Below are 21,973 nucleotides of genomic sequence, written 5' to 3'. Positions count from 1 at the left end.
CCTTGAGCGTCCAGCAAGCCTACGAGGCGGAACTCGCCGCGCGCGGGTTCCAGAGCGATCCCGCGCAACTGCGCGCGGTGGCCGCCCTGGAACGCTGCGCCAGCGAGTGGGCGGCCTACAAGACGCAGCGCTCCAACGCGCTGAAGAAGCTCATCAACCGTCCGCAGGTGCCGCGGGGCGTCTACATGTACGGCGGCGTGGGTCGCGGCAAGAGCTTCCTCATGGACTGCTTCTTCAACGCGGTGCCGATCCGGCGCAAGACGCGCCTGCATTTCCACGAATTCATGCGCGAGGTGCACCGTGAGCTCGCCGAACTGCAGGGCATCGTCAATCCGCTGGACGAACTCGGTCGGCGGATGTCCAAGCGCTTCAAGCTGATCTGCTTCGACGAGTTCCACGTCGCCGACATCACCGATGCGATGATCCTGCACCGCCTGCTGGCGGCGTTGTTCGACAACGGCGTGGGTTTCGTCACGACGTCGAACTTCAAGCCCGACGACCTCTATCCCGACGGCCTGCACCGCGATCGCATCCTGCCGGCCATTGCGCTGCTCAACGAGAAGCTGGAAGTGCTGAGCGTCGACAACGGCACCGACTATCGTCGCCGCACCCTCGAACAGCTGCGCATGTACCTCACGCCCAACGGCCCCGAGGCCGATGCGGAGATGGCCGTCGCCTTCGACAAGCTGGCCGAGACGGCCGACGAGGCCCCGGTGCTGCACATCGAGCAGCGCGAGATCCCGGCGCGGCGCAAGGCTGGCGGTGTGGTGTGGTTCGATTTCCGCACGCTGTGTGGCGGTCCGCGCTCGCAGAACGACTACCTCGAGATCGCGACGCAGTTCCATACCGTGCTGCTGTCCGACGTGCCGGCGATGTCGGCCAACCGGGCCTCCGAGGCGCGCCGGTTCACCTGGCTCGTCGACGTCTTCTACGATCGCCGCGTCAAGCTCGTGATGTCGGCCCAGGTGGCTCCGGAGGCGTTGTACACGGAAGGCCAACTGGCCCACGAGTTCCCGCGCACCGTCTCCCGGCTCAACGAGATGCAGTCGGCCGAGTTCCTGGCGCTGGAGCGCCGCACCGTCGACACCCGCCTCACCTGATGACGCCCCTCCAGAAGACCCTCGGGTCCCTCGCCATCCTGTTGGCCGTCGTGCCGGCCACGGCCCAGACGCTCGCCACCACGGGCGCGCTCGACCTCAAGGCGGAGCGCGATCGGCTCTCGAGCGAGCGTGCCGCGCTCGATCGCCGCGTGAAGGCGGAGCAGGTCGCGTGCTACCAGCGATTCGCCGTCGAGGACTGCCTCAAGGACAGCCGCCAGCGTCGGCGCACCGAGGACGACGACCTCCGGCGCCAGGAGGCCGCCATCCGCGACATCGAGCGCAAGCAGCGCGGCGCGGCCCAGCTCGATCGCCTGGAGCAGAAGGAGGCACCGCGCTCCCAGGCCGAACGCGATCAGGCAGTGCAGTCGCAGCAGGACCGCGAGCAACGCGCCGCCGACCACGCGCAGCAGCGCGACGAGGCGGTGTCCAAGGCCCAGTCCAACCGCGAGGCCCTGGCGCGGCGCCAGGCCGCCAACGCCCGAGAACAGGAGCGCGCCGCCCGCCTGCGGGAGGATGCGCCGGAGCGTCGAGCCGCTTACGAGCGTCGTCTCGAAGAGGCGCAACGGCGCAAGGCGGACCGCGAACGGCGCAATGCCGAGCGCACCAAGAACGCGGCGCCGCTGCCCGCACCCGCACCCTGAGCGACCGCGCGCGTTCCGTCCCGAGGATTCAGGCGCCTGCGTCCGTCGAGGCCCGGACCAGGGGCTCGACCTTCAGGACGGCCAGCGAGATGTTGTCGCCCGTGCCGCGCGACCGCTCCCGCGCCTCCGCCATCAGGAGTTCGATCGCCACGCGGGGCGGATGCTGCGCCAGCACCGGACCCATCTCCGAGGGTTGGAAGTGCTGCCACAGCCCGTCGCTGCAGGCCATCAGCACATCGCCGGGCTGCAGCAGTTCGCTGGTGTCGATCGTCACGGGCGGCGCGACCGCGGTCATGCCCAGGCAACCCATGAGGATGTTGCTCTGCGGATGACCGGCGGCCTGGGCCTCGGTGATCTCGCCGCGGTCCAGCAGCATCTGCACATAGGAATGGTCGCGCGTGCGCTTGAGCAGCCGGCCCTGGCGGAAGTGGTAGATGCGCGAATCGCCAGCATGGATCCAGGTGCTTTCGCCGCGCGGCGTCACCAGGAAGGCCGCAAGCGTGCTGTGGGGCTCCTGTTCGCTGGACAGCGCGGTGAGCTTGATGACCATGTGCGCGTCGTCGAGCAGCTGCCGCAGCAAGGCCGCCGGCTCGTCGTGTTCGGGCCGATGGCGCGCGAACAGCTGGCGCGCGGTCATCAGGACCTGGTCGGACGCCTTTCGGCCTCCACTGCGACCTCCCATCCCGTCCGCCACCACCGCGAGGAGACACCCGGAAGCACGGGGATGGTCGATGACCAGGACCTGGTCCTGCTGGTAGGGGCGATCGCCCTTGTGAAGGCCGGTGGCGGCAGCGAATCTAAAGCCTCGTGTCATGACGCGGAGGCGCCTGGGGCGCTGGGTCGAAGAGAATCGGAGAACCGATGCGGGGCCGTATTATCGGGCGAGGACGCAACCGCCGAGCCGGGTGCGATGGTGGAGCGGGCGCGGTGCCGGAAGTCCGGATGGACAGGCGGTCCTCGCCGTCTGAAGACATCGGCGGTCCGATCGTTCGACGGCGACCGTTTCTCCCGGCCACTGCGTCCCGTCTCCTTCCACCCCACCGCCGTGGTCCGCTTTCCAGCGCTCCGGCACGACCTCCGCAATCCTTGGACGCTCCGATTCCCGCCCCTTCGAATTCGGCCGAAACCGACCACGAACCCCTCGCCTCCCAGGTGCTGAAGGCGTTCGAGCCGGGTGGGGTGTTGTCGCGCGCGGCCGAGCAGTTCCGCGAACGCGACGGTCAGACCCAGATGGCGTTGGCCGTGGCCCGCACCATCGAGACCGGCGGTGCCCTGGTGGTGGAGGCCGGCACCGGCGTCGGTAAGACCTTTTCCTACCTCGTCCCGGCACTCCTGAGCGGCGAGCGCGTGCTGCTGTCCACCGCCACCAAGACCCTGCAGGACCAGCTCTTCGGCCGTGACCTGCCGCGCCTGGTCGACGCGCTCGGGCTGCCGGTCCGCACCGCGCTGCTCAAGGGCCGTGCGAGCTACCTCTGCCTGCACCGGCTGGGCCTGGCGCGCCACGACGCCTCGCTGCCCGAGCGGGGCGGGGTGCGCGTGCTGGCCAGGATCGAGCAGTGGGCCCAGGCCACGCGGACCGGCGATCTGGCCGAATTGCCCGGGCTCGACGAGCGCTCGCCGCTCATCCCGCTGATCACCTCGACGCGCGAGAACTGCCTGGGCCAGCAATGTCCCCAGTTCAGGCCCTGCCACGTCAACCTCGCCCGCCGCGAGGCATTGGCAGCCGACGTGGTGGTGATCAACCACCACCTGTTCTTCGCCGACCTGGCCGTGCGCGAGTCCGGCATGGCCGAACTGCTCCCGAGCGTGCGCGTCGTGGTCTTCGACGAGGCGCACCAGCTCAACGAGACCGGCGTGCAATTCCTCGGCACGCAGATGGGCACCGGTCAGGCGCTCGATTTCGCGCGCGATCTGCTGGCGGCCGGTCTGCAGCAGGCCCGCGGGCTGGTCGACTGGACCGGGCTGATGGCGGAGGTCGAGCGCAGCGCGCGCGCCTTGAGGCTCGCTGCCGGATCGCAGCGGCCCGGCACGCGGCTGCGCTGGAGCAGCGCCGTGACATCGACCCGCCGGGGCGAGCCTGACGACGAGCCCGGCGGATCGTCAGACGACGATCGCACCGCGACCACGGCGCCCGAAGGCATCGCGCATGGACCATGGAACGAGGCGTTGCAGTTGATGCAGGAGGCCTTCGAGGCCGCGGCAGAAGGCCTGGACACGGTCAGCGAACTGTCCCCGGATTTCATTCGCCTGCACGAACGCGCGCTCCGGCTGGCCGAGCGCGCGGCCCGGTTCGCGCGGCCTTGCGCGCTGGGTTCGGTGCGCTGGGTCGACGTCGCTCAACAGCTGCGCCTGGTGGAATCGCCGCTGGACATCGCCGAGGCCATGCGCACGCGGGTGCTCGGCGAGCAGGTCGATGCCGACGGCGACGCCGAGGGAAGGGGCCGGGCCTGGGTGTTCACCTCGGCCACGCTGGGCGACGACACGCGGTTGCGCTGGTTCACCGAGCCGTGCGGACTCGACGACGCCGAGGTCCTGCGCGTCCACAGTCCGTTCGACTACGCGCGGCAGGCGTCGCTCTACGTGCCGCGCGATTTCCCCAAACCGAACGATCCCTCGCACGGCGAGCGCGTCGCGCGACTGGCGGCACGGGGCGCGGCCGCGCTCGGCGGGCGCACGCTGGTGCTCACCACCACGTTGCGCGCCTTGCGGACCATCGCCGACGCGTTGCGCCGCCACCTGGAACTCGAGCCCGCCGAAGGCCGCCCCGAGGTACTGGTGCAGGGCGAATTGCCCAAGCGCGTGCTGATGGACCGATTCCGCGAGGGCGCGGCGGCGGCCGGGCCGCAGGGCGGCGCACGCGCGGGCTGCGTGCTGGTCGCCTCGGCGTCGTTCTGGGAAGGTTTCGATGCGCCGGGCGATGCGCTCCAGTTCGTCGTCATCGACAAGCTGCCGTTTCCGCCCCCCAACGACCCGCTGGTGGAAGCCCGATCGCAGCGCCTGGAAGCGCAGGGAAGAAGCGCGTTCGGCGACTACGCCCTGCCTGAAGCGGCCGTCGCCCTCAAGCAGGGCGCGGGACGTCTCATCCGGCGGGAAAGCGATGCGGGTGTGCTGGCCATCTGCGACACCCGGCTCGCCACGATGGGTTATGGCCGCCGGTTGCTGGCGGCGCTGCCGCCGATGCGGCGCCTCAAGGACGAGGCGGAGTTCGCGGCCGCGATCGGCGCGCTGCAGACCGGTCTCGACGACGGCGGCTGAAGACGCGCTGCGGTGTTCAGCCGCGGGCGCTCACCAGACCTTCCACCATGGATCGTCCTTGGCGCGGAAGCCGCGCGTGAGGTAGGCGCTGCGGGGATAGTTGGTGGTCAGGACGCGCTGAGCGTCGTCGCGCAGGTCGGTCAGACCCAGGGCGTCATAGGAGCGCACCATGATGTAGAGCGCTTCCTCGAGCGCCGGCACCTCGCGGTAGTCGGCCAGCGCGAGCTGGGACCGATTGATCGCCGCGAGGTAGGCGCCGCGGTTGTAGTAGTAACGCGCGACGTGGACCTCGTACTGCGCGAGCGAGTTGACGATGTAGTTCATGCGCGCCCGCGCATCGGGCGTGTAGCGCGAGTCGGGAAAGCGCGTGACGAGGTCCTTGAAGGACTGGAAGGACTCCTTGGCGGCCTTCTGGTCGCGCTCGGAGAGGTCCTGGCGGGTCAGCGAGGCGAAGAGGCCGAGGTCGTCGTTGAAGTTGACGATGCCCTTGAGGTAGAGCGCGTAGTCGAGGGCGGGGCTGGCCGGGTGCAGCTTGATGAAGCGATCCAGCGTGGCGATGGCGCCGGGGCGTTCGCCGGCCTTGTACTGGGCATAGGCCTTGTCGAGCTGGGCCTGCTGGGCCAGAGGCGTGCCTGCGGCGCGGCCTTCGAGCTTCTCGAACAGCGGAATGGCCTTGTCGTAGGCACCCGAGCCCGCCTCGTCCTTGGCTTCGCTGTAGATGCGGTTGGGGCTCCACTTGGCGGTCTCGTCGACCTTGGCGGTGCCGCATCCGGCCAGTGTGGCCGCGACCATCGCGAGCGTAAGCCAGCCGCAGGCCGTCGATAATTTGGCACGAACCATCTTATGAAGCTTCCTTGAAACAAGAGCCTTCGATTATATCGACCGCCCCTCGGCGCGAAGATACCCGCGCGGCCGTCCCGATCGACATCGACGAGGGTGCGGATCCGGCCGATTCGGCCGAGACGCGCGACTTCGTCGTCGGCCCCGAACAGCATGGCGCGCGCCTCGATCGGGCGCTTGCCGTGCTGGTGCCCGAGTTCTCGCGCAGCTACCTCCAGCAGCTCATCGAGGCCGGCGGCGTCACCTTGCGGGGCCGACCCGCCACCAAGGCCGCGGCGACCGTGCGCGCGGGCGAGGCGGGCAGCGTCGAACTGCGCCCGACCCCGCAGAGCCGGGCCTTCAAGTCCGAGCCGATGGCGATCCGCGTGCTGCACGAGGACGCCCACCTGCGCGTCATCGACAAGCCCGCCGGGCTCGTCGTGCACCCGGCTCCGGGGCATTGGAGCGGCACCCTGCTCAACGGCCTGCTGGCGCTGGATGCGAGCGCCGCCGACCTGCCGCGCGCCGGCATCGTCCACCGGCTCGACCGCGACACCAGCGGGCTGATGGTGGTGGCGCGCAGCCGCGCCGCCATGGACGCGCTGGTCGCCCTGATCGCGGCGCGCGACGTCAAGCGCCAGTACATCGCGCTGGCGCACCGTTCGTGGCAGGGCGGCGCCGCTCGCCAGGTCGATGCGCCGATCGGACGCGACCCGCGCAACCGCCTGCGCATGGCGGTGGTGGACCTGGCGCGCCATCCCGGCAAGACTGCCCGCACGCTGATCGAGCGGCTCGACAGCCATGCCGACGGGTGCGCGGTGCGCTGCACGCTGGAGACCGGTCGCACGCACCAGATCCGCGTGCACATGGCGTCCCTGGGTCACCCGCTGGTGGGTGACGCGCTCTATGGCGGGGCGCCGGCCGCGGGCCTGTACCGCCAGGGACTCCACGCGTACCGGCTGGCCTTCGTCCATCCGATGACAGGGACGCCGATGGTCTTCCTCGCGCCGCCGCCGTCCGACCTGGCCGACGCCTTCGCGGCCTGGGGTCTGGACTACAATCGCGCCTGACGGCCCCCGGGTCCGCCGGCCCTCCCTGCCGGCCCCAGCGCAACCACCCGCCACGGGCCGGACGCGCTTCTCGCTTCTCTCTTTCTTTCTCGATCCACCCGAACGCGCGCCCTGGGCGCCTGGACCACGCGAACCATGAATACGGCGGATGCCAAGCGCATTCTCGAGACCGCCCTGATCTGTTCGACGCAACCCCTGCCGGTGCGCGAGCTGCGCGTGCTGTTCGGGGACGAACTCGACGCCGACGCCATCAAGGCCCTGCTCGCCGAACTTCAGGAGGACTGGTCCCAGCGCGGGCTCGAACTCGTCGGCGTGGCGAGCGGCTGGCGCTTCCAGAGCCGCCCCGAGATGCGCGAGCACCTCGACCGCCTGCATCCCGAAAAACCCCCGCGCTACACGCGCGCCGTCCTCGAGACGCTGGCCATCATCGCCTACCGGCAGCCCGTCACGCGTGGCGACATGGAGGACATCCGCGGCGTGACGATCAATTCGCTCATCCTCAAGCAACTCGAGGATCGCAACTGGGTCGAGGTGATCGGCCATCGCGAGACCGTCGGCCGTCCCGCGCTCTACGCGACGACGCGTCAGTTCCTCGACGACCTGGGGCTCGACTCGATCGACCAGCTTCCCCTGATCGAGGCTCCGGGCGCGCCCGCGCCTGCAACCGACGCGGTGTCCGCCGTCGTCGATCCCCGCGCCGCGCCCGTCGGCCACGGGACATCCACCCCGCCGACCCCGGCATCCGGAAGACATCTCCCATGAGTTCCTCGGTCCCCGAAGACACCGGCGCATCCGCCGCCGAAGATCCCCGTTCCACGCCGGCGTCCGCCGCGCCGGTCGAGGCCGATGCCGTCCCCGGTACCGAGCCGAAGAAGCGTCCGCGCCGCCGCAAGCCCGTCGCGGCGCCGGAGGCCGACGTGATCACGGCCCCGACGCCGGAAGCGGTCCCGGCCGTCGCCGAAGTCGCTCCGGCGTCCGCGCCTGTACCTGCGCCGATGGCGGTGGAGGTGGAGGTGGCACCGGTGCTCCCGGTCGCTGCCCGCATCCAGGGCGATGTCGCGAACGTCGAAGTCGTCGATGACGAGGACGAGGACGAAGAGGAACCCGACGACGAGGAGGACGACCTCGATCGCGAACGCCGCGCGCTGGACCGCGCCCGCCGCAACGCGCCACCGACCCAGCCGATCCGCTTCGTCGACGTCATCTCCGGCCAGTTCGACGCCGACGAGGAAAGCCCCGAGGTGCCGCCCCTCAAGCGCGTGCTGCTGCCCGAGGCCGACTCGCCCAAGCTGCACAAGGTGCTCGCGCAGGCCGGGCTGGGCTCGCGCCTGGAGATGGAGGCGCTCATCGTGCAGGGCCGCATCTCGGTCAACGGCGAGCCGGCGCACGTCGGCCAGCGCATCCAGTTCGGCGACCAGATCAAGGTCAACGGCAAGCCGATCCGCTACCGCATCGACCCGCCCCCGGCGCGTGTCATCGCCTATCACAAGCCCGTCGGCGAGGTGGTCTCGCACGACGATCCGCAGAACCGCCCGACCGTGTTCCGCAAGCTGCCGCGCCTGCACCAGGGCAAGTGGCAGTCGGTCGGCCGCCTCGACCTGAACACCGAGGGCCTGCTGCTGTTCACCAGCTCGGGCGATCTGGCCAACCAGCTGATGCATCCGCGCTTCGGCCTGGAGCGCGAATACGCCGTGCGCGTCCTCGGCGCCATCAACGCCGAGGAAAAGAAGAAGCTGCTCGAGGGTGTGCGCCTGGACGACGGCATGGCGCAGTTCGGCACGATCGAGGAGGGCGGCGGCGAAGGCTCCAATCACTGGTACCGGGTGACGATCTCAGAGGGCCGCAACCGCGAGGTGCGCCGCCTGTTCGAGTCGGTCGGCCACGCGGTCAGCCGGCTGATCCGCATCCGCTATGGCGCGATGCTGCTGCCGCGCGGCCTCAAGCGCGGTGCCTGGATGGAACTCGACGACCGCGACATCCGGTCCCTGTTCCAGGCCGCCGGGGGCGGGGAGCGCGCCGAACGCAACGCGCCCCGGCCCGGTGCCGGCCCGCGCGGACCGAACGCCGATGCCGGCGCAGGCGGGCGCAGCGGGCGCGGTCCCCGGCGCGGCAACGACACCACCAACCGCAAGGCCGCCGGCAACGCGGGCGGACTGCCGCAGGGACGCCGTGGCGGCGGTGGCGGTGGCTTCACGGGCTACGGCAAGGGACCCGGCGCAGCCGGGCCGGGCAATGGCGCCGGCGGGCAGCGCGGCGGTCGGCGCGGCGATGCTCCGGCGGCCCCGGGTGGCGCCAGCCAGCCCGATCCGATGAAGACCTCGCTCGGCTACATCGGCGCCGACAGCTTCTCGCGCCAGCGCAAGGAGCAGCGCCAGGGACCACCACGCCGCAGCGGCGGCCCCGGCGGCGGTGGCGGCTTCGGCGGTCCCGGCGGCGGCAAGCGGCGCGGCCGCTAGACCCCCGGGCGCGGGTCGGGATGACCGCGCCGGTCTAAAATCACGGGCTTTGCCACAACGCCCGCCCCGCGGGCCGCACGGCGGGATCCCTCGAAAATCAACAGCTCAGAAAGCATTTCCATGGCCATCGAACGCACCCTCTCCATCATCAAGCCCGACGCCGTCGCCAAGAACGCCATCGGCCAGATCGTCGCCCGTTTCGAAGCCGCCGGCCTGAAGATCGCCGCCGCCAAGCTGGTCCAGCTCTCCCGTGCCGAGGCCGAGCAGTTCTACGGCGTGCACAAGGCCCGTCCCTTCTTCAAGGATCTGGTCGAGTTCATGATCTCCGGCCCCGTGTTCGTGCAGGTGCTCGAGGGCGAGGGCGCCATCGCCAAGAACCGCGACCTGATGGGCGCCACCGACCCGAAGAAGGCCGACGCCGGCACCATCCGCGCCGACTTCGCCGACAGCATCGACGCCAACGCCGTGCACGGCTCCGACGCCGCCGAGACCGCTGCCAACGAGATCGCCTTCTTCTTCGCCGGCCTGAGCGTCTACGCACGCTGAGCCCGGTTGCCCGGCCCGACGCCATGACCACCGTCAATCTGCTCGAGTTCGATCTGGAGGGGTTGGCCGCGTTCTGCGAACGGCTGGGCGAGAAGCGTTTCCGCGCGACCCAGCTCTTTCGCTGGATCCACCAGCGCGGCGCGAGCGACTTCACGCAGATGACCGATCTGGCGAAGTCGCTGCGCGAGAAGCTCGCGACGACCGCGCGGATCGAGGCGCTGCCGGTGTCCGCGCAGCACGAATCCAAGGACGGCACCATCAAGTGGCTGTTCGACGTCGGTGGCGGCGATGCGGTCGAGGCGGTCTTCATTCCCGAGGACGACCGGGGCACGCTGTGCGTGTCGTCCCAGGCCGGCTGCGCGGTGGGCTGCCGTTTCTGCTCGACCGGCCACCAGGGCTTCAGCCGCAACCTGACGACCGGCGAGATCACCGCGCAGCTGTGGTTCGCCGAACATTTCCTGCGCCGTCACCTGAAGCGTGACGAGCGCGTCATCTCCAACGTCGTGATGATGGGCATGGGCGAGCCGCTGCAGAACTACGCGGCACTGGTGCCGGCCCTGCGCACGATGCTCGACGACAACGGCTACGGCCTGTCGCGCCGCCGCGTGACGGTGTCCACGTCGGGCGTGGTGCCGATGATCGATCGCCTGGGCGGCGATTGCCCGGTGGCCCTGGCCGTCTCGCTGCACGCGCCCAACGACAACCTGCGCGACGATCTCGTGCCGCTCAATCGCAAGTACCCCATCGCCGAACTGCTCGAGGCTTGCGGGCGCTACCTCGCGCACGCCCCGCGCGACTTCATCACGTTCGAGTACTGCATGCTCGACGGGGTCAACGACACGCCCGAGCATGCGGCGCAACTGGTCGCATTGGTGCGCGCGCAGGGGGTGTCGTGCAAGTTCAACCTGATTCCCTTCAACCCCTTCCCGGCCTCGGGCCTGCTGCGTTCGCCGCAGGCGCGGGTCGTGGCCTTCGCGAAAGTGCTCAGCGAGGCCGGCCTGGTGACCACCGTGCGCAAGACGCGCGGCGACGACATCGACGCCGCCTGCGGCCAGCTGGCCGGCGACGTCAGGGATCGCACGCGTGCCGCCGAGCGCATGGCCGGGCGGCGGACCGTCATGCTGCACCCGGTGCGTGCCGACGCAGCCGCCGACGCCGCGCCGGCGCAACGACGCTGAAGCGATGCGTCGCCTCGTGCGTTCGAGCCTGTCGCCCTCGGTGCGCCGCGTGGCACGCCTGCTCGCGATCGCGGGCGCCATCGCCCTGGTCGCGGGCTGCACGTCCACCCGGACGTCCCGGGTGCTGCCGAACGACGTGAACAGCGGTGGCGCGAACATCGTCAGCGCGTCCGACGAGCCCAGCGAGCGCCGCCGCGCGCGGCTGCGCCTCGAACTGGCCGTGGGCTACTTCCAGGCCGGACAGACCGCGGTGGCGCTCGAGGAGGCCAAGCAGTCGCTCGTCATCGATCCGAAATTCGCCGACGCCTACAACCTGCGTGGACTGATCTACATGCGCCTGGACGAGGCCGCCCTGGCCGAGGACAGCTTCCGTCGCGCCATCGCACTGAATCCGCGCGAGCCGAACACGCTGCACAACTACGGCTGGCTGCTGTGCCAGCAGGGCCGCCACGGCGATGCGAGCGCGCAGTTCGCCCTCGCGCTGGCGGTTCCCGGCTATGCCGACAAGGCCAAGACGCTGATGACCCAGGGCCTGTGCCAGGTCAAGGCCGGCGATCGCGCCGGTGCCGAGCGCAGCCTGCTGCAGGCCCACGAGCTCGATCCCGGCAATCCGGTCGTCGGTTTCAACCTCGCCCTGCTGATGCGGGAGCGGGGCGACCCCCAGCGCGCCCAGTTCTACATCCGGCGCGTCAACAACGGGCCTTCGGCCAACGCCGAGACGCTGTGGCTGGGCATCAGGATCGAGCGTGCGCTCCAGAATCGGGAAGCCCAGGCGCAACTCGGAATGCAATTGCGGCGTCGCTTCCCCGAATCCCGGGAAGCGATGGCCCTCGAACGCGGGAGTTTCGATGATTGAACGGGCGAGCGATGCCGGCCCTGCGCCGGTCGCGCCAAACACGCCGGTCGGCCACGCCGACCGGAGCGCCGGCACCCTGCTGCGCGAGGCGCGCGAGGCACACAACCTGCCGATCGACGTCGTGGCCGCGGCCCTCAAGGTGCCGACGCGGAAGCTGCAGGCATTGGAGGACGACGACATCGGCGCGTTGCCCGATCCGGTGTTCGCACGCGCTCTGGCAGCCAGCGTCTGCCGGGCGCTGCGCGTCGATCCGGCGCCGGTACTGGCGAAGCTGCCGGGCGCGCTCAAGCCCGGACTCGCCGATGCCGATCAGACCATCAGCAGCAGCTTTCGGTCGGGCGCACCGCGCACGCGCGGCGTCGCGCCGGGCGGTCGGCCGTCGCGAACGCTGCTCGTCGTGGTGGCGTTGCTGCTCATCGGCGCGTTGCTCCTGTGGTTGCTGCCGCCGGGTGCGTTCGGGCGCCTGAGCGCGGCCCTGCCGGGCGGGGCCGTGTCCACATCGGGCGCCGAGGCCGCAAGCGGTGCGGCGGGTGACGCTTCGTCGGCACCCGCACAGCCCGGCATGGTCACCGAACCCGTGGTTCCGGGCCTCGTGGCGCCGTCGACGTCATCGGCCACGCCGGCCTCCGCCGCTTCGCCCGTGCCGGCAACCGCCGCATCCACGTCCGCCGGCACGCCGGCCGCACCCGCTTCGAGCGACGTGCTGGTGATCGTGGCCCGCGCTCCGTCCTGGGTCACCGTGACCGAGGCGGGCGGGCGCCAACTGCTGCGCCGCAGCCTGCAGGCCGACGAGACCGTGGGCTTGTCGGGCCGCTTGCCGATGTCGGTCGTGATCGGTCGCGCGGCCAGCGTCGACGTGTCGGTGCGCGGACAGCCCTTCGACCTCGGACCGCAGACCGGTTCCGGTGGCGTGGCCCGTTTCGAGATCAAGCCATGAACGACATTGCAAAAGCCGTCAATTTCGACGAATTCCCGATCGAGCCTGCGGCGCCCAAGGCGCGCCGCTCGCGACAGGCGAGGGTGGTTTGGGGCGCACGCACCGTCACCGTGGGCGGGGACGCGCCGGTGCGGGTGCAGTCCATGACCAACACCGACACCGTGGACGCCATCGGCACCGCGATCCAGGTGAAGGAGCTGGCGTTGGCCGGATCGGAGATGGTGCGCATCACGGTCAACACCCCCGAAGCGGCGCAGCAGGTGCCCTACATCCGCGAGCAACTCGACCGCATGGGCGTCGACGTGCCGCTCATCGGCGACTTCCACTACAACGGCCACCGCCTGCTGACCGACTTTCCGGACTGTGCGCAGGCCTTGAGCAAATACCGCATCAATCCCGGCAACGTGGGCAAGGGCGACAAGAAGGACAAGCAGTTCGGCCAGATGATCGAGGCCGCGATGCGCTGGGACAAAGTGGTGCGCATCGGCGTGAACTGGGGCAGCCTCGACCAGGAACTGCTCGCGCACCTGATGGACGTCAACAGCCGGCGCGCCCAGCCCTGGGAGGCGAAATCCGTGATGTACCAGGCGCTCATCAGCTCGGCCGTCGACTCCGCCCGGCTCGCCGAATCGATGGGCATGCGCGGCGAGCAGATCATCCTGAGTTGCAAGGTGAGCGGCGTGCAGGACCTGATCTCGGTCTACCGCGAACTCGCCAAGCGCTGCGACTACGCCCTGCACCTGGGGCTGACCGAAGCCGGCATGGCGACCAAGGGCACCGTGGCGTCGGCCACCGCGCTGTCGATCCTGCTGCAGGAGGGCATCGGCGACACCATCCGCGTCTCGCTCACGCCGCAGCCCGGCGAGGCGCGCACACAGGAGGTGCTGATCGCCAACGAGATCCTGCAGGCGCTGGGCCTGCGGGTGTTCGTTCCCAGCGTCACGGCCTGTCCGGGTTGCGGGCGCACCACCAGCAGCACGTTCCAGGAATTGGCCAAGCAGATCGACGACCATCTGCGCCAGCAGATGCCGGTGTGGCGCGAACGCTATCCCGGCGTCGAGAACCTGAAGGTGGCCGTGATGGGCTGCATCGTCAACGGGCCCGGCGAGAGCAAGCACGCCGACATCGGCATCAGCCTGCCGGGCACCGGCGAGGCGCCGGCGGCGCCGGTCTTCATCGATGGCGAGAAGGCGCTGACCCTGCGCGGCGACAACATTGCGCGCGAGTTCCACCAACTGGTCGAGACCTACATCGAGAAGCGTTTCGGCGTCTGACGCCATGCGCCGTCGGGTGTCGCCACCGGCTGCGCCGGGGCGACGCGTCCCGGCGTTTCCCGGCGTTTCCCGGCGTTTCCCGGCGTTTCCCGGCGTTTCCCGGCGCCCGGCGGAACGAATTTCGAGCAATTTCATCTTTTTCCGAATGACCGACAAGCTTTCCGCCGTCAAAGGCATGAACGACATCCTTCCGCCCGAATCGGCGCGCTGGGAATGGCTCGAGGCCATCGTGCGCGACCTCATGGGCCGTCATGCCTACCGCAACGTCCGCACGCCGATCCTGGAGCACACCGCGCTGTTCGTGCGCGGCATCGGCGAGGTGACCGACATCGTCGAGAAGGAGATGTATGCCTTCGAGGACCGCTCCGACAAGCACGGCCAGGCCGAGCACCTCGCCATGCGGCCCGAGAACACCGCCGGTCTGGTGCGCGCGGCGATCGAGCACAACCTGCTCTACGACGGCCCCAAACGCCTCTGGTACACCGGCCCGATGTTCCGGCGCGAGAAGCCGCAGCGCGGCCGTTACCGCCAGTTCCATCAGATCGGTGCCGAGGCACTGGGCTTCGCGGGCCCCGACGTGGATGCCGAACTCATCCTGCTGGCGAACGCGCTGTGGAAGGCGATCGGCCTGACCGACGTGCGGCTCGAACTCAACAGCCTGGGTCAGCCGGCCGAACGCGCGCAGCATCGCGCGCAGCTCATCGCGCACTTCGAGCGGCATGCCGAGCGGCTCGACGAGGACGCCAGACGTCGCCTGCACGGCAATCCGCTGCGCATCCTGGACACCAAGAATCCGGCCATGAAGGACGTGGTCGAGTCGGCGCCCCGGCTGATCGATTTCCTGGGCACCGATTCGCTCGCGCATTTCGAGGGCCTGCAAGCCATCCTGCGCGCCAACGACATCGCCTTCACGATCAATCCGCGCCTCGTGCGCGGCCTCGACTACTACAACCTGACGGTGTTCGAATTCGTCACCGACCGTCTCGGCGCCCAGGGCACGGTCTGCGCCGGCGGCCGCTACGACGATCTGATCTCGCAGATCGGCGGCAAGCGCGCGCCGGCGGTCGGCTGGGCGATGGGCGTCGAGCGCGTGCTCGAACTCCTGAAGGAGCAAGGCGCCGTGGCACCCCAGGTGGTGCCCGATGCCTATGCGGTCGTGCCCGATGCCGCGGCGATGCCGGTGGTGTTGCGCACCTTGGGCCAATTGCGCGAGGCCGGCGTGCGCGTGCAGATGCACGCGGCCACGGTCGACGGCCTGGGCAGCTTCAAGTCGCAGTTCAAGAAGGCCGATGCCAGTGGCGCCGCCCATGCGCTCGTGTTCGGCGCCGACGAACTTGCACGCGGCGAGGTCATCGTCAAGGCCTTGCGCGGCGGTGGCGCCGCCGCCCAGATCGCCCGGCCGCTGGCCGATGTCCCCGCCTGGGCCGCCACCCTACAATCCCCGGCTCCCAACTCCTGACATCGCATGGCCACCCATCTCGACCTCGAAGAACAGGAACAGCTCGACCAGCTCAAGCATTTCTGGAATACCTACGGCACGCTGATCACCTGGATCGTCCTGCTCGCGGCCGGCGCCTTCATGGCCTGGAACGGCTGGCAGTACTACCAGCGCAGCAAGGCCGCGCAGGCCTCGGCGCTCTACGACGAAGTCGAACGCAGCACGCAGGCCGGCGATGCCGAGCGCGTGGAACGCGTCCTCGGTGACATGAAGGAAAGGTTCGCGCGCACTTCCTATGCCCAGCAGGCCGGCCTGCTGGCGGCCAAGACGTTGCGCGAGAAGAACAAGCCCGAGGCCTCCCGCGCCGCGCTCGAGTGGGTGGCCCAGAACGCCATCGATCCGGGCTACCAGGCCATCGCCAGGCTCCGTCTGGCCGCCGAACTGCTCGATGCCAAGTCGTACGACGATGCGCTCAAACAGCTCGCCATGCCGGTGCCCAAGGAATTCGAGGCGTTGGTGGCCGATCGCAAGGGCGACATCTACATGGCGCAGGGCAAGCGAGACGAAGCAAGAACGCAGTACCAGAACGCCTGGTCCGGTTTCGACCGGCGTGTCGAGTACCGGCGGCTGGTCGAGATCAAGCTCAATGCGGTCGGAGTCGACCCGAAGACCCTGGCGTCCGCGTCGGCGAGCCCCGGTGCCACGGGCACCGGCGCCGCGGTCACCCAGTGAATCGAATCATGCTGAAGATCCTCCGTTACGCCTCGCCCACGACGCCCGCCTTGCGCCTGGCCATGTCCGCGGTCGTGCTGGCCGCGCTGGCCGCCTGTTCCAGCACCGGCAAGCCCAAGCCGGCGGAACTGCAGGCCAATCCGGCATCCCTCGGCGTGCGCCAGGCCTGGAGCCTGCGCATTCCCGCCGTCACCTATCCCCTGCAGACGAACGTCAGCGGCGACACCGTGACCGTGGCCGGCGCCAACGGCGTCGTGGTGTCCATCGACTCCCGCTCCGGCCAAGAGAACTGGCGCGCGAGCATCGGCGCGCCGCTGAGTGCCGGCGTCGGCAGCGATGGCTCGATGGCCGCCGTGGTCACCGAGGCCAACGAACTCGTTGCCTTGCGCGAGGGCAAGGTGCTCTGGAAGCAGAAGCTCACCGCGCGTGGATACACCGCGCCGCTCGTGGCCGGCCGACGCGTCTTCGTTCAGACGGCCGATCGCACGATCAGCGCCTGGGATGGCGAAAGCGGCCGGCGCCTGTGGGCCCAGCCCCGCACCGCTGAGAATCTGGTGTTGCGCAAGCCGGGCGTGTTCCTGGCCGTGGGCGACACGCTGGTGGCCGGCATCGGCGGCAGACTCGCCGGCCTGAGTCCGGCCAACGGCGCTTCGCGCTGGGAATCTCCCATCGCCGCACCGCGCGGCACCAACGACGTCGAGCGCCTCGTCGACCTGACCGGTTCGGTCGCCCGCACCGGCGACACGGTCTGCGCACGGGCGTACTACGTGAACGTCGGCTGCGTCGACACGGCGCGTGGCGTGTTGCTGTGGAGCAAGCCGGCTTCGGGCGCGGAGGGCCTGAGCGGCGACGAGAATTTCGTCTACGGCACGGAGTCCAACGGCGATGTCGTCGCCTGGCGCCGGTCCGACGGCGAGCGCGCCTGGTCCTCCGAGCGCCTCAAGTACCGTGAATTGACCGCGCCGCTCGCGGTCGGTCGCTCCCTGGTCATCGGCGACGGCAAGGGTCTCGTGCACTTCGTCTCGCGCGAGGACGGCTCGACGCTCAACCGCCTGACGCCGGACGGCTCGCCCATCGTGGCCGCGCCGGTGCTCTCAGGCAACACGGTCGTCGTCGTCACCCGCAATGGCGGCGTGTTCGGCTATCGTCCCGAATGAACATCTCGTGAAGGTCCGGCCATGAAGCCCGTCATCGCCCTGGTCGGGCGTCCCAACGTCGGCAAATCGACCCTGTTCAACCGCCTCACGCAAAGCCGTGACGCCATCGTCGCCGATTTCGCGGGGCTGACACGCGACCGTCATTACGGCAATGGCCGTCAGGGACGACGCGAGTTCATCGTGATCGACACCGGCGGCTTCGAGCCCGACGCGGGCAGCGGCATCTTCAAGGAGATGGCCAAGCAGACGCGTCAAGCCGTCGCGGAAGCCGACGTGGTCGTGTTCGTCGTCGACGCACGCGAAGGCATCTCCGCGCAGGACCACGACATCGCCAACGAACTCCGTCGACTGGGCAAGCCCTGCGTGCTGGTGGCCAACAAGGCCGAGGGGATGCAGGACGGCACGCGACTGGTCGATTTCTACGAACTGGGCCTGGGCGACGTGCACGGGATCTCCGCGGCCCATGGCCAAGGGATCCGCGATCTCGTCGATCTGGCGCTGGAGCCGCTCGCCCTGCCCGAGCCGGAAGAGGACGAGGACGACGGCGAAGCCAAGCCCATCAAGCTCGCCGTGGCTGGCCGCCCCAACGTGGGCAAGTCGACCCTGATCAACACCTGGCTCGGCGAGGAGCGGCTGGTCGCCTTCGACATGCCGGGCACCACGCGTGACGCGATCACGGTGCCGTTCGAGCGCAACGGCCAGCGTTTCGAACTCATCGACACCGCCGGACTGCGCCGCAAGGGCAAAGTCTTCGAGGCGATCGAGAAGTTCTCGGTGGTCAAGACCCTGCAGGCCATCGAATCGGCCAATGTCGTGCTGCTGCTGCTCGACGCCACCCAGGGCGTGACCGACCAGGACGCCCACATCGCGGGCTACATCCTGGAGTCGGGACGGGCCGTCGTCATCGCGATCAACAAGTGGGACGCAGTCGACAGCTACCAGCGAGAGCAGCTGCACCGCCAGATCGAGACGCGCTTGCCGTTTCTGAAGTTCGCGGCGCTGCATTTCATCTCGGCGATCCGGCGCCAGGGGCTCGGTCCGGTGTGGCAGGCGATCGCGCAGGCCCACAAATCGGCCACGCGCAAGATGTCGACCCCGGTGCTGACGCGGTTGCTGCTCGAAGCGGTCCAGTTCCAGTCGCCCCAGCGTGCGGGCATGTTCCGACCCAAGCTTCGTTATGCGCACCAGGGCGGGATGAACCCGCCGGTGATCGTCATCCACGGCAATTCGCTCGAGCACGTCACCGATGCCTACAAACGGTTTCTGGAGGGCAGGTTCCGCAAGGAATTCGATCTGGTGGGCACGCCGATGCGGATCGAGTTCAAGACCTCGCACAATCCTTATGCTGACAAGGAGAAGGATTAAAGACTGTCACGTCCAATAGACAAGCGCGGTGGTTCAATTGCCTCCTGCCCATTGCGGCATGCGACCGCGAGGTTTGGCAGCCCTTGCGGGACGCCCGTCCAGAGCGCCTTTTGGCAGTGCCTTTATTTTGAAAAGGCCTTCCACCGCGAATGCTGCAGCGCAGAATCGCTGTGTTAAGGTCGTTCTTCCAACAACTCTTCCTGGAACACGGAGAATATCGTGAGCAACAAAGGGCAACTTTTGCAAGACCCGTTCCTGAACACATTGCGTCGGGAACACGTGCCGGTTTCCATTTACCTGGTGAATGGCATCAAGCTCCAGGGCCAGATCGAATCGTTCGATCAATACGTCGTGCTATTGCGCAACACCGTGACGCAGATGGTCTACAAGCATGCCATTTCGACCATCGTCCCTGGACGCGCGGTCAACTTCTCGGCTGCCGAGAGCGAAGACGCCGCTGCTTGAGCGTTTCTCAGGGTGTGACGGCTTTCCGGCCATCGCATCGCCCCATTGTTCTGAAATGCCCGAGTCCGCTTGTCTGAAGTCATAAACCGCCAACAGGGCGCCGTCATTCTCGTCGGCGTCGATTTCGGATTGCCTCATTTCGACAACGAACTCGAAGAGCTCGGTCTCTTGGCGCAAACGGCAGGCTTGACGCCCGTCGAGCGCGTCGTGTGCCGGCGCAAGGCCCCCGACGCCGCACTCTTCGTGGGCAGCGGCAAGGCCGACGAGATTCGCGAACTCGCGGAAATGCATCGCGCGAGCGAGGTGATCTTCGATCAGTCCCTGAGTCCGGCGCAGCAGCGCAACCTCGAACGCGCGCTCGATGTCGCCGTCTACGACCGCACCTTCCTCATCCTCGAGATCTTTGCCCAGCGTGCACGCTCCCACGAGGGAAAGCTGCAGGTAGAACTGGCGCGGCTGCAGTACCTGAGCACGCGTCTCGTGCGTCGCTGGTCTCACCTTGAGCGTCAGACCGGCGGGGCAGGCGTACGCGGGGGTCCCGGCGAGAAGCAGATCGAGCTCGATCGACGGATGATTTCCGAATCGATCAAGCGCACGCGCGAACGGCTGGCCAAGGTACAGAAGCAGCGCGGGACGCAACGGCGCCAGCGCGAGCGGCGAGAGACCTTCAACATCTCGCTGGTCGGCTACACCAATGCAGGCAAGTCTTCGATCTTCAATGCGATGGTGAAGGCGCGCGCCTATGCGGCCGACCAACTCTTCGCGACCCTCGACACGACCACGCGCCAACTCTACCTGGGAGATGCGCGCCGGCAGGTCTCGATCTCCGATACCGTCGGTTTCATCCGCGATCTTCCGCACGGCCTGGTCGATGCCTTCAAAGCCACGCTGCAGGAAGCGGTCGATGCGGACCTGCTGCTGCACGTGGTGGACGCGTCGAATCCCCACCATCCCGAGCAGCTGGCCGAAGTGCAGCGTGTACTGGGCGAGATCGGTGCCGGCGATGTGCCCCAACTGCTGGTGTTCAACAAGCTCGATGCGCTGGAGGAGGGGCGGCGGCCGACCTGCATGAGCGACGAGATGGAGATCGACGGCGTGCGAACGCCGCGCCTGTTCGTCAGCGCCCGGTCCGGCGAGGGGCTGGCGGCCCTGCGCGCCGAACTCGCCCGTCGGTCGGGCTCGGTGGTCGAGGACATGTCCTTAGACCCGGACGCCCCATTGCACGACGCGCCCGACTGATTGGGCACAATCTCCTCACCGACGAGAGAAGCGAATCGAATGAATGCAAAGCCAGTATGGAGCCGTCTGCAAGGCATGTTCAACCTGAACGATGGACGCTGGGGGAGAAGCGACGAGCCTTCGTCCGGCGGTGAGCGCCCGAACGCCGTTCCGTCCGACAACGACCTGCCGCCTTCGAGCCACAACAACAACCAGCAGAACAACCGTCCCAGGGGACAGGGCCCGAACCAGGGACCTCCCGACCTCGACGAGCTCTGGCGCGATTTCAATCGCAAGCTCGGTGGGCTGTTCGGCGGCGGACGCAAAGGGGGCGGCAACAACAACGACCAGCGTCCCGGTGGCGGGGGCTTCAGACCCGACATGAAGAACGCCGGCTACGGCATCGGCATCGTGGCGCTGATCGCCGTGCTGATTTGGCTGGGCACCGGATTCTTCATCGTCAACGAAGGGCAGCAAGCGGTCATCACGCAGTTCGGACGCTACAAGACGACCGTGGGCGCCGGTTTCAACTGGCGTCTTCCGTACCCGATCCAGCGACACGAACTGGTCGTCGTGACGCAGATCCGTTCGACCGACGTCGGTCGTGACAGCATCGTTCGATCCACCGGACTTCGCGAATCGGCGATGCTGACCGAGGACGAGAACATCGTCGAGATCAAGTTCGCCGTCCAGTACCGTCTGAGCGATGCACGGGCCTACCTCTACGAGAGCAAGGCGCCGGCCGACACCGTGGTGCAGGTCGCGGAGACCGCCGTGCGCGAGGTGGTGGGCAAGATGCGGATGGACGCGGCCCTCGCCGAGGAACGCGATCAGATCGCTCCGCGCGTGCGCGCCTTGATGCAGACCATCCTGGACCGCTACAAGGTTGGCGTGGAAGTCGTGAACATCAACCTGCAGCAGGGCGGTGTGCGTCCGCCGGAGCAGGTGCAAGCGGCGTTCGACGATGTCCTGAAGGCCGGTCAGGAGCGCGAGCGCGCCAAGAATGAAGCCCAGGCCTATGCCAACGACGTGGTGCCACGCGCGACCGGTACCGCCTCGCGCCTCAAGGAGGAGTCCGAGGCCTACAAGGCGCGCATCGTGGCCCAGGCCCAGGGCGATGCGGGGCGCTTCGCCTCGGTGCTGGTCGAGTACCAGAAAGCGCCGCAGGTGACGCGCGACCGCATGTACACCGATGCCATGCAGCAGATCTACGCCAACACCACCAAGGTGCTGGTGGATTCGAAGCAAGGCTCCAACCTGCTGTACCTGCCGCTCGACAAGCTCATGCAGGCCACGGGTCCGAACGGCCCGGGTGTTTCGAACGATGCCTCGCTGCCTGGCGTCGCGGGTGCCACGACGTCGCCCGCCACGACGTCTCCCTCGTCGGCGATCCCGACCTCGCCCAACACCAACGACATGCGCGTGCGCGGCGACGGCCGCACGCGTGACCGTGACGGCCGCTGATC

Annotated in this window: 20 protein-coding genes; 18 read left to right on the top strand and 2 right to left on the bottom strand. The window is 68.7% G+C overall.

The window, feature by feature from the left end:
- Window positions 1-2 precede the first annotated feature (2 nt).
- A complete protein-coding gene (gene zapE, locus NF681_14895; protein ID UST53585.1) occupies window positions 3-1,100 on the top strand; it encodes a cell division protein ZapE in 1,098 nt (365 codons plus the stop codon).
- Window positions 1,100-1,741: a hypothetical protein gene (locus NF681_14890; protein UST53584.1), complete on the top strand. Its 642-nt coding sequence runs from the start codon at window positions 1,100-1,102 to the stop codon at window positions 1,739-1,741. The genes zapE and NF681_14890 overlap by 1 nt, the downstream gene beginning before the upstream one ends.
- 28 nt (window positions 1,742-1,769) lie before the next feature.
- On the opposite strand, the gene NF681_14885 is transcribed toward NF681_14890, so the two are convergent.
- The gene (locus tag NF681_14885; GenBank protein ID UST53583.1) at window positions 1,770-2,555 is read right to left on the bottom strand and encodes a protein phosphatase 2C domain-containing protein; all 786 of its coding nucleotides are present in this window, start codon (window positions 2,553-2,555) and stop codon (window positions 1,770-1,772) included.
- A gap of 416 nt (window positions 2,556-2,971) precedes the next feature.
- Here NF681_14885 and NF681_14880 point away from each other — a divergent pair, with 416 nt between their 5' ends.
- Complete coding sequence (locus NF681_14880) at window positions 2,972-4,996, top strand: ATP-dependent DNA helicase (protein ID UST55794.1); 2,025 nt, start codon at window positions 2,972-2,974, stop codon at window positions 4,994-4,996.
- Window positions 4,997-5,026: 30 nt separating this feature from the next.
- Here the strand turns inward: NF681_14880 and NF681_14875 are convergent, their stop codons facing one another.
- On the bottom strand, window positions 5,027-5,836 hold the full coding sequence (locus tag NF681_14875) for an outer membrane protein assembly factor BamD (protein ID UST53582.1): 810 nt from the start codon (window positions 5,834-5,836) through the stop codon (window positions 5,027-5,029).
- 80 nt (window positions 5,837-5,916) lie between these two features.
- Here NF681_14875 and NF681_14870 point away from each other — a divergent pair, with 80 nt between their 5' ends.
- The 15 genes from NF681_14870 (at window position 5,917) to hflK (ending at window position 21,971) form a co-directional block, all read left to right on the top strand.
- Window positions 5,917-6,885: an RluA family pseudouridine synthase gene (locus tag NF681_14870; protein ID UST55793.1), complete on the top strand. Its 969-nt coding sequence runs from the start codon at window positions 5,917-5,919 to the stop codon at window positions 6,883-6,885.
- A gap of 135 nt (window positions 6,886-7,020) precedes the next feature.
- On the top strand, window positions 7,021-7,647 hold the full coding sequence (scpB, locus tag NF681_14865; protein ID UST53581.1) for an SMC-Scp complex subunit ScpB: 627 nt from the start codon (window positions 7,021-7,023) through the stop codon (window positions 7,645-7,647).
- Entirely contained in the window at window positions 7,644-9,341 is a 1,698-nt protein-coding gene (locus NF681_14860; GenBank protein ID UST53580.1) for an rRNA pseudouridine synthase, read from the top strand. Before scpB ends, NF681_14860 begins: the two co-directional genes overlap by 4 nt.
- Window positions 9,342-9,461: 120 nt before the next feature.
- Complete coding sequence (gene ndk, locus NF681_14855; GenBank protein UST53579.1) at window positions 9,462-9,887, top strand: nucleoside-diphosphate kinase; 426 nt, start codon at window positions 9,462-9,464, stop codon at window positions 9,885-9,887.
- Window positions 9,888-9,910: 23 nt separating this feature from the next.
- Complete coding sequence (gene rlmN, locus NF681_14850; GenBank protein UST53578.1) at window positions 9,911-11,065, top strand: 23S rRNA (adenine(2503)-C(2))-methyltransferase RlmN; 1,155 nt, start codon at window positions 9,911-9,913, stop codon at window positions 11,063-11,065.
- Between the two features lie 4 nt (window positions 11,066-11,069).
- Window positions 11,070-11,921, top strand: coding sequence for a type IV pilus biogenesis/stability protein PilW (pilW, locus tag NF681_14845; GenBank protein ID UST53577.1), 852 nt, complete (start codon window positions 11,070-11,072; stop codon window positions 11,919-11,921).
- Window positions 11,914-12,858 carry a helix-turn-helix domain-containing protein gene (locus NF681_14840; protein ID UST53576.1) on the top strand — a complete coding sequence of 315 codons (945 nt, stop codon included), beginning with the start codon at window positions 11,914-11,916 and terminating at the stop codon, window positions 12,856-12,858. Before pilW ends, NF681_14840 begins: the two co-directional genes overlap by 8 nt.
- A complete protein-coding gene (ispG, locus tag NF681_14835; protein UST53575.1) occupies window positions 12,855-14,132 on the top strand; it encodes a flavodoxin-dependent (E)-4-hydroxy-3-methylbut-2-enyl-diphosphate synthase in 1,278 nt (425 codons plus the stop codon). The genes NF681_14840 and ispG overlap by 4 nt, the downstream gene beginning before the upstream one ends.
- 145 nt (window positions 14,133-14,277) lie before the next feature.
- Entirely contained in the window at window positions 14,278-15,591 is a 1,314-nt protein-coding gene (gene hisS / locus NF681_14830; protein UST53574.1) for a histidine--tRNA ligase, read from the top strand.
- Between the two features lie 6 nt (window positions 15,592-15,597).
- A complete protein-coding gene (locus tag NF681_14825) occupies window positions 15,598-16,302 on the top strand; it encodes a tetratricopeptide repeat protein (protein UST53573.1) in 705 nt (234 codons plus the stop codon).
- 8 nt (window positions 16,303-16,310) lie between these two features.
- The gene (gene bamB, locus NF681_14820) at window positions 16,311-17,459 is read left to right on the top strand and encodes an outer membrane protein assembly factor BamB (protein UST53572.1); all 1,149 of its coding nucleotides are present in this window, start codon (window positions 16,311-16,313) and stop codon (window positions 17,457-17,459) included.
- A 21-nt stretch (window positions 17,460-17,480) separates the two neighbouring features.
- Window positions 17,481-18,824 (top strand): ribosome biogenesis GTPase Der, encoded by a 1,344-nt coding sequence (gene der / locus NF681_14815; protein UST53571.1) that lies wholly within the window; start codon window positions 17,481-17,483, stop codon window positions 18,822-18,824.
- Between the two features lie 219 nt (window positions 18,825-19,043).
- Window positions 19,044-19,289: an RNA chaperone Hfq gene (gene hfq / locus NF681_14810; GenBank protein ID UST53570.1), complete on the top strand. Its 246-nt coding sequence runs from the start codon at window positions 19,044-19,046 to the stop codon at window positions 19,287-19,289.
- Window positions 19,290-19,358: 69 nt separating this feature from the next.
- On the top strand, window positions 19,359-20,528 hold the full coding sequence (hflX, locus tag NF681_14805) for a GTPase HflX (protein ID UST53569.1): 1,170 nt from the start codon (window positions 19,359-19,361) through the stop codon (window positions 20,526-20,528).
- 75 nt (window positions 20,529-20,603) lie between these two features.
- Entirely contained in the window at window positions 20,604-21,971 is a 1,368-nt protein-coding gene (gene hflK / locus NF681_14800; protein ID UST53568.1) for an FtsH protease activity modulator HflK, read from the top strand.
- Window positions 21,972-21,973: the final 2 nt, after the last annotated feature.

The organism is Comamonadaceae bacterium OTU4NAUVB1 (assembly GCA_024372625.1).
Lineage (GTDB): Bacteria > Pseudomonadota > Gammaproteobacteria > Burkholderiales > Burkholderiaceae_C > Variovorax.
This window is presented reverse-complemented; position numbering and strand designations above follow the sequence as displayed.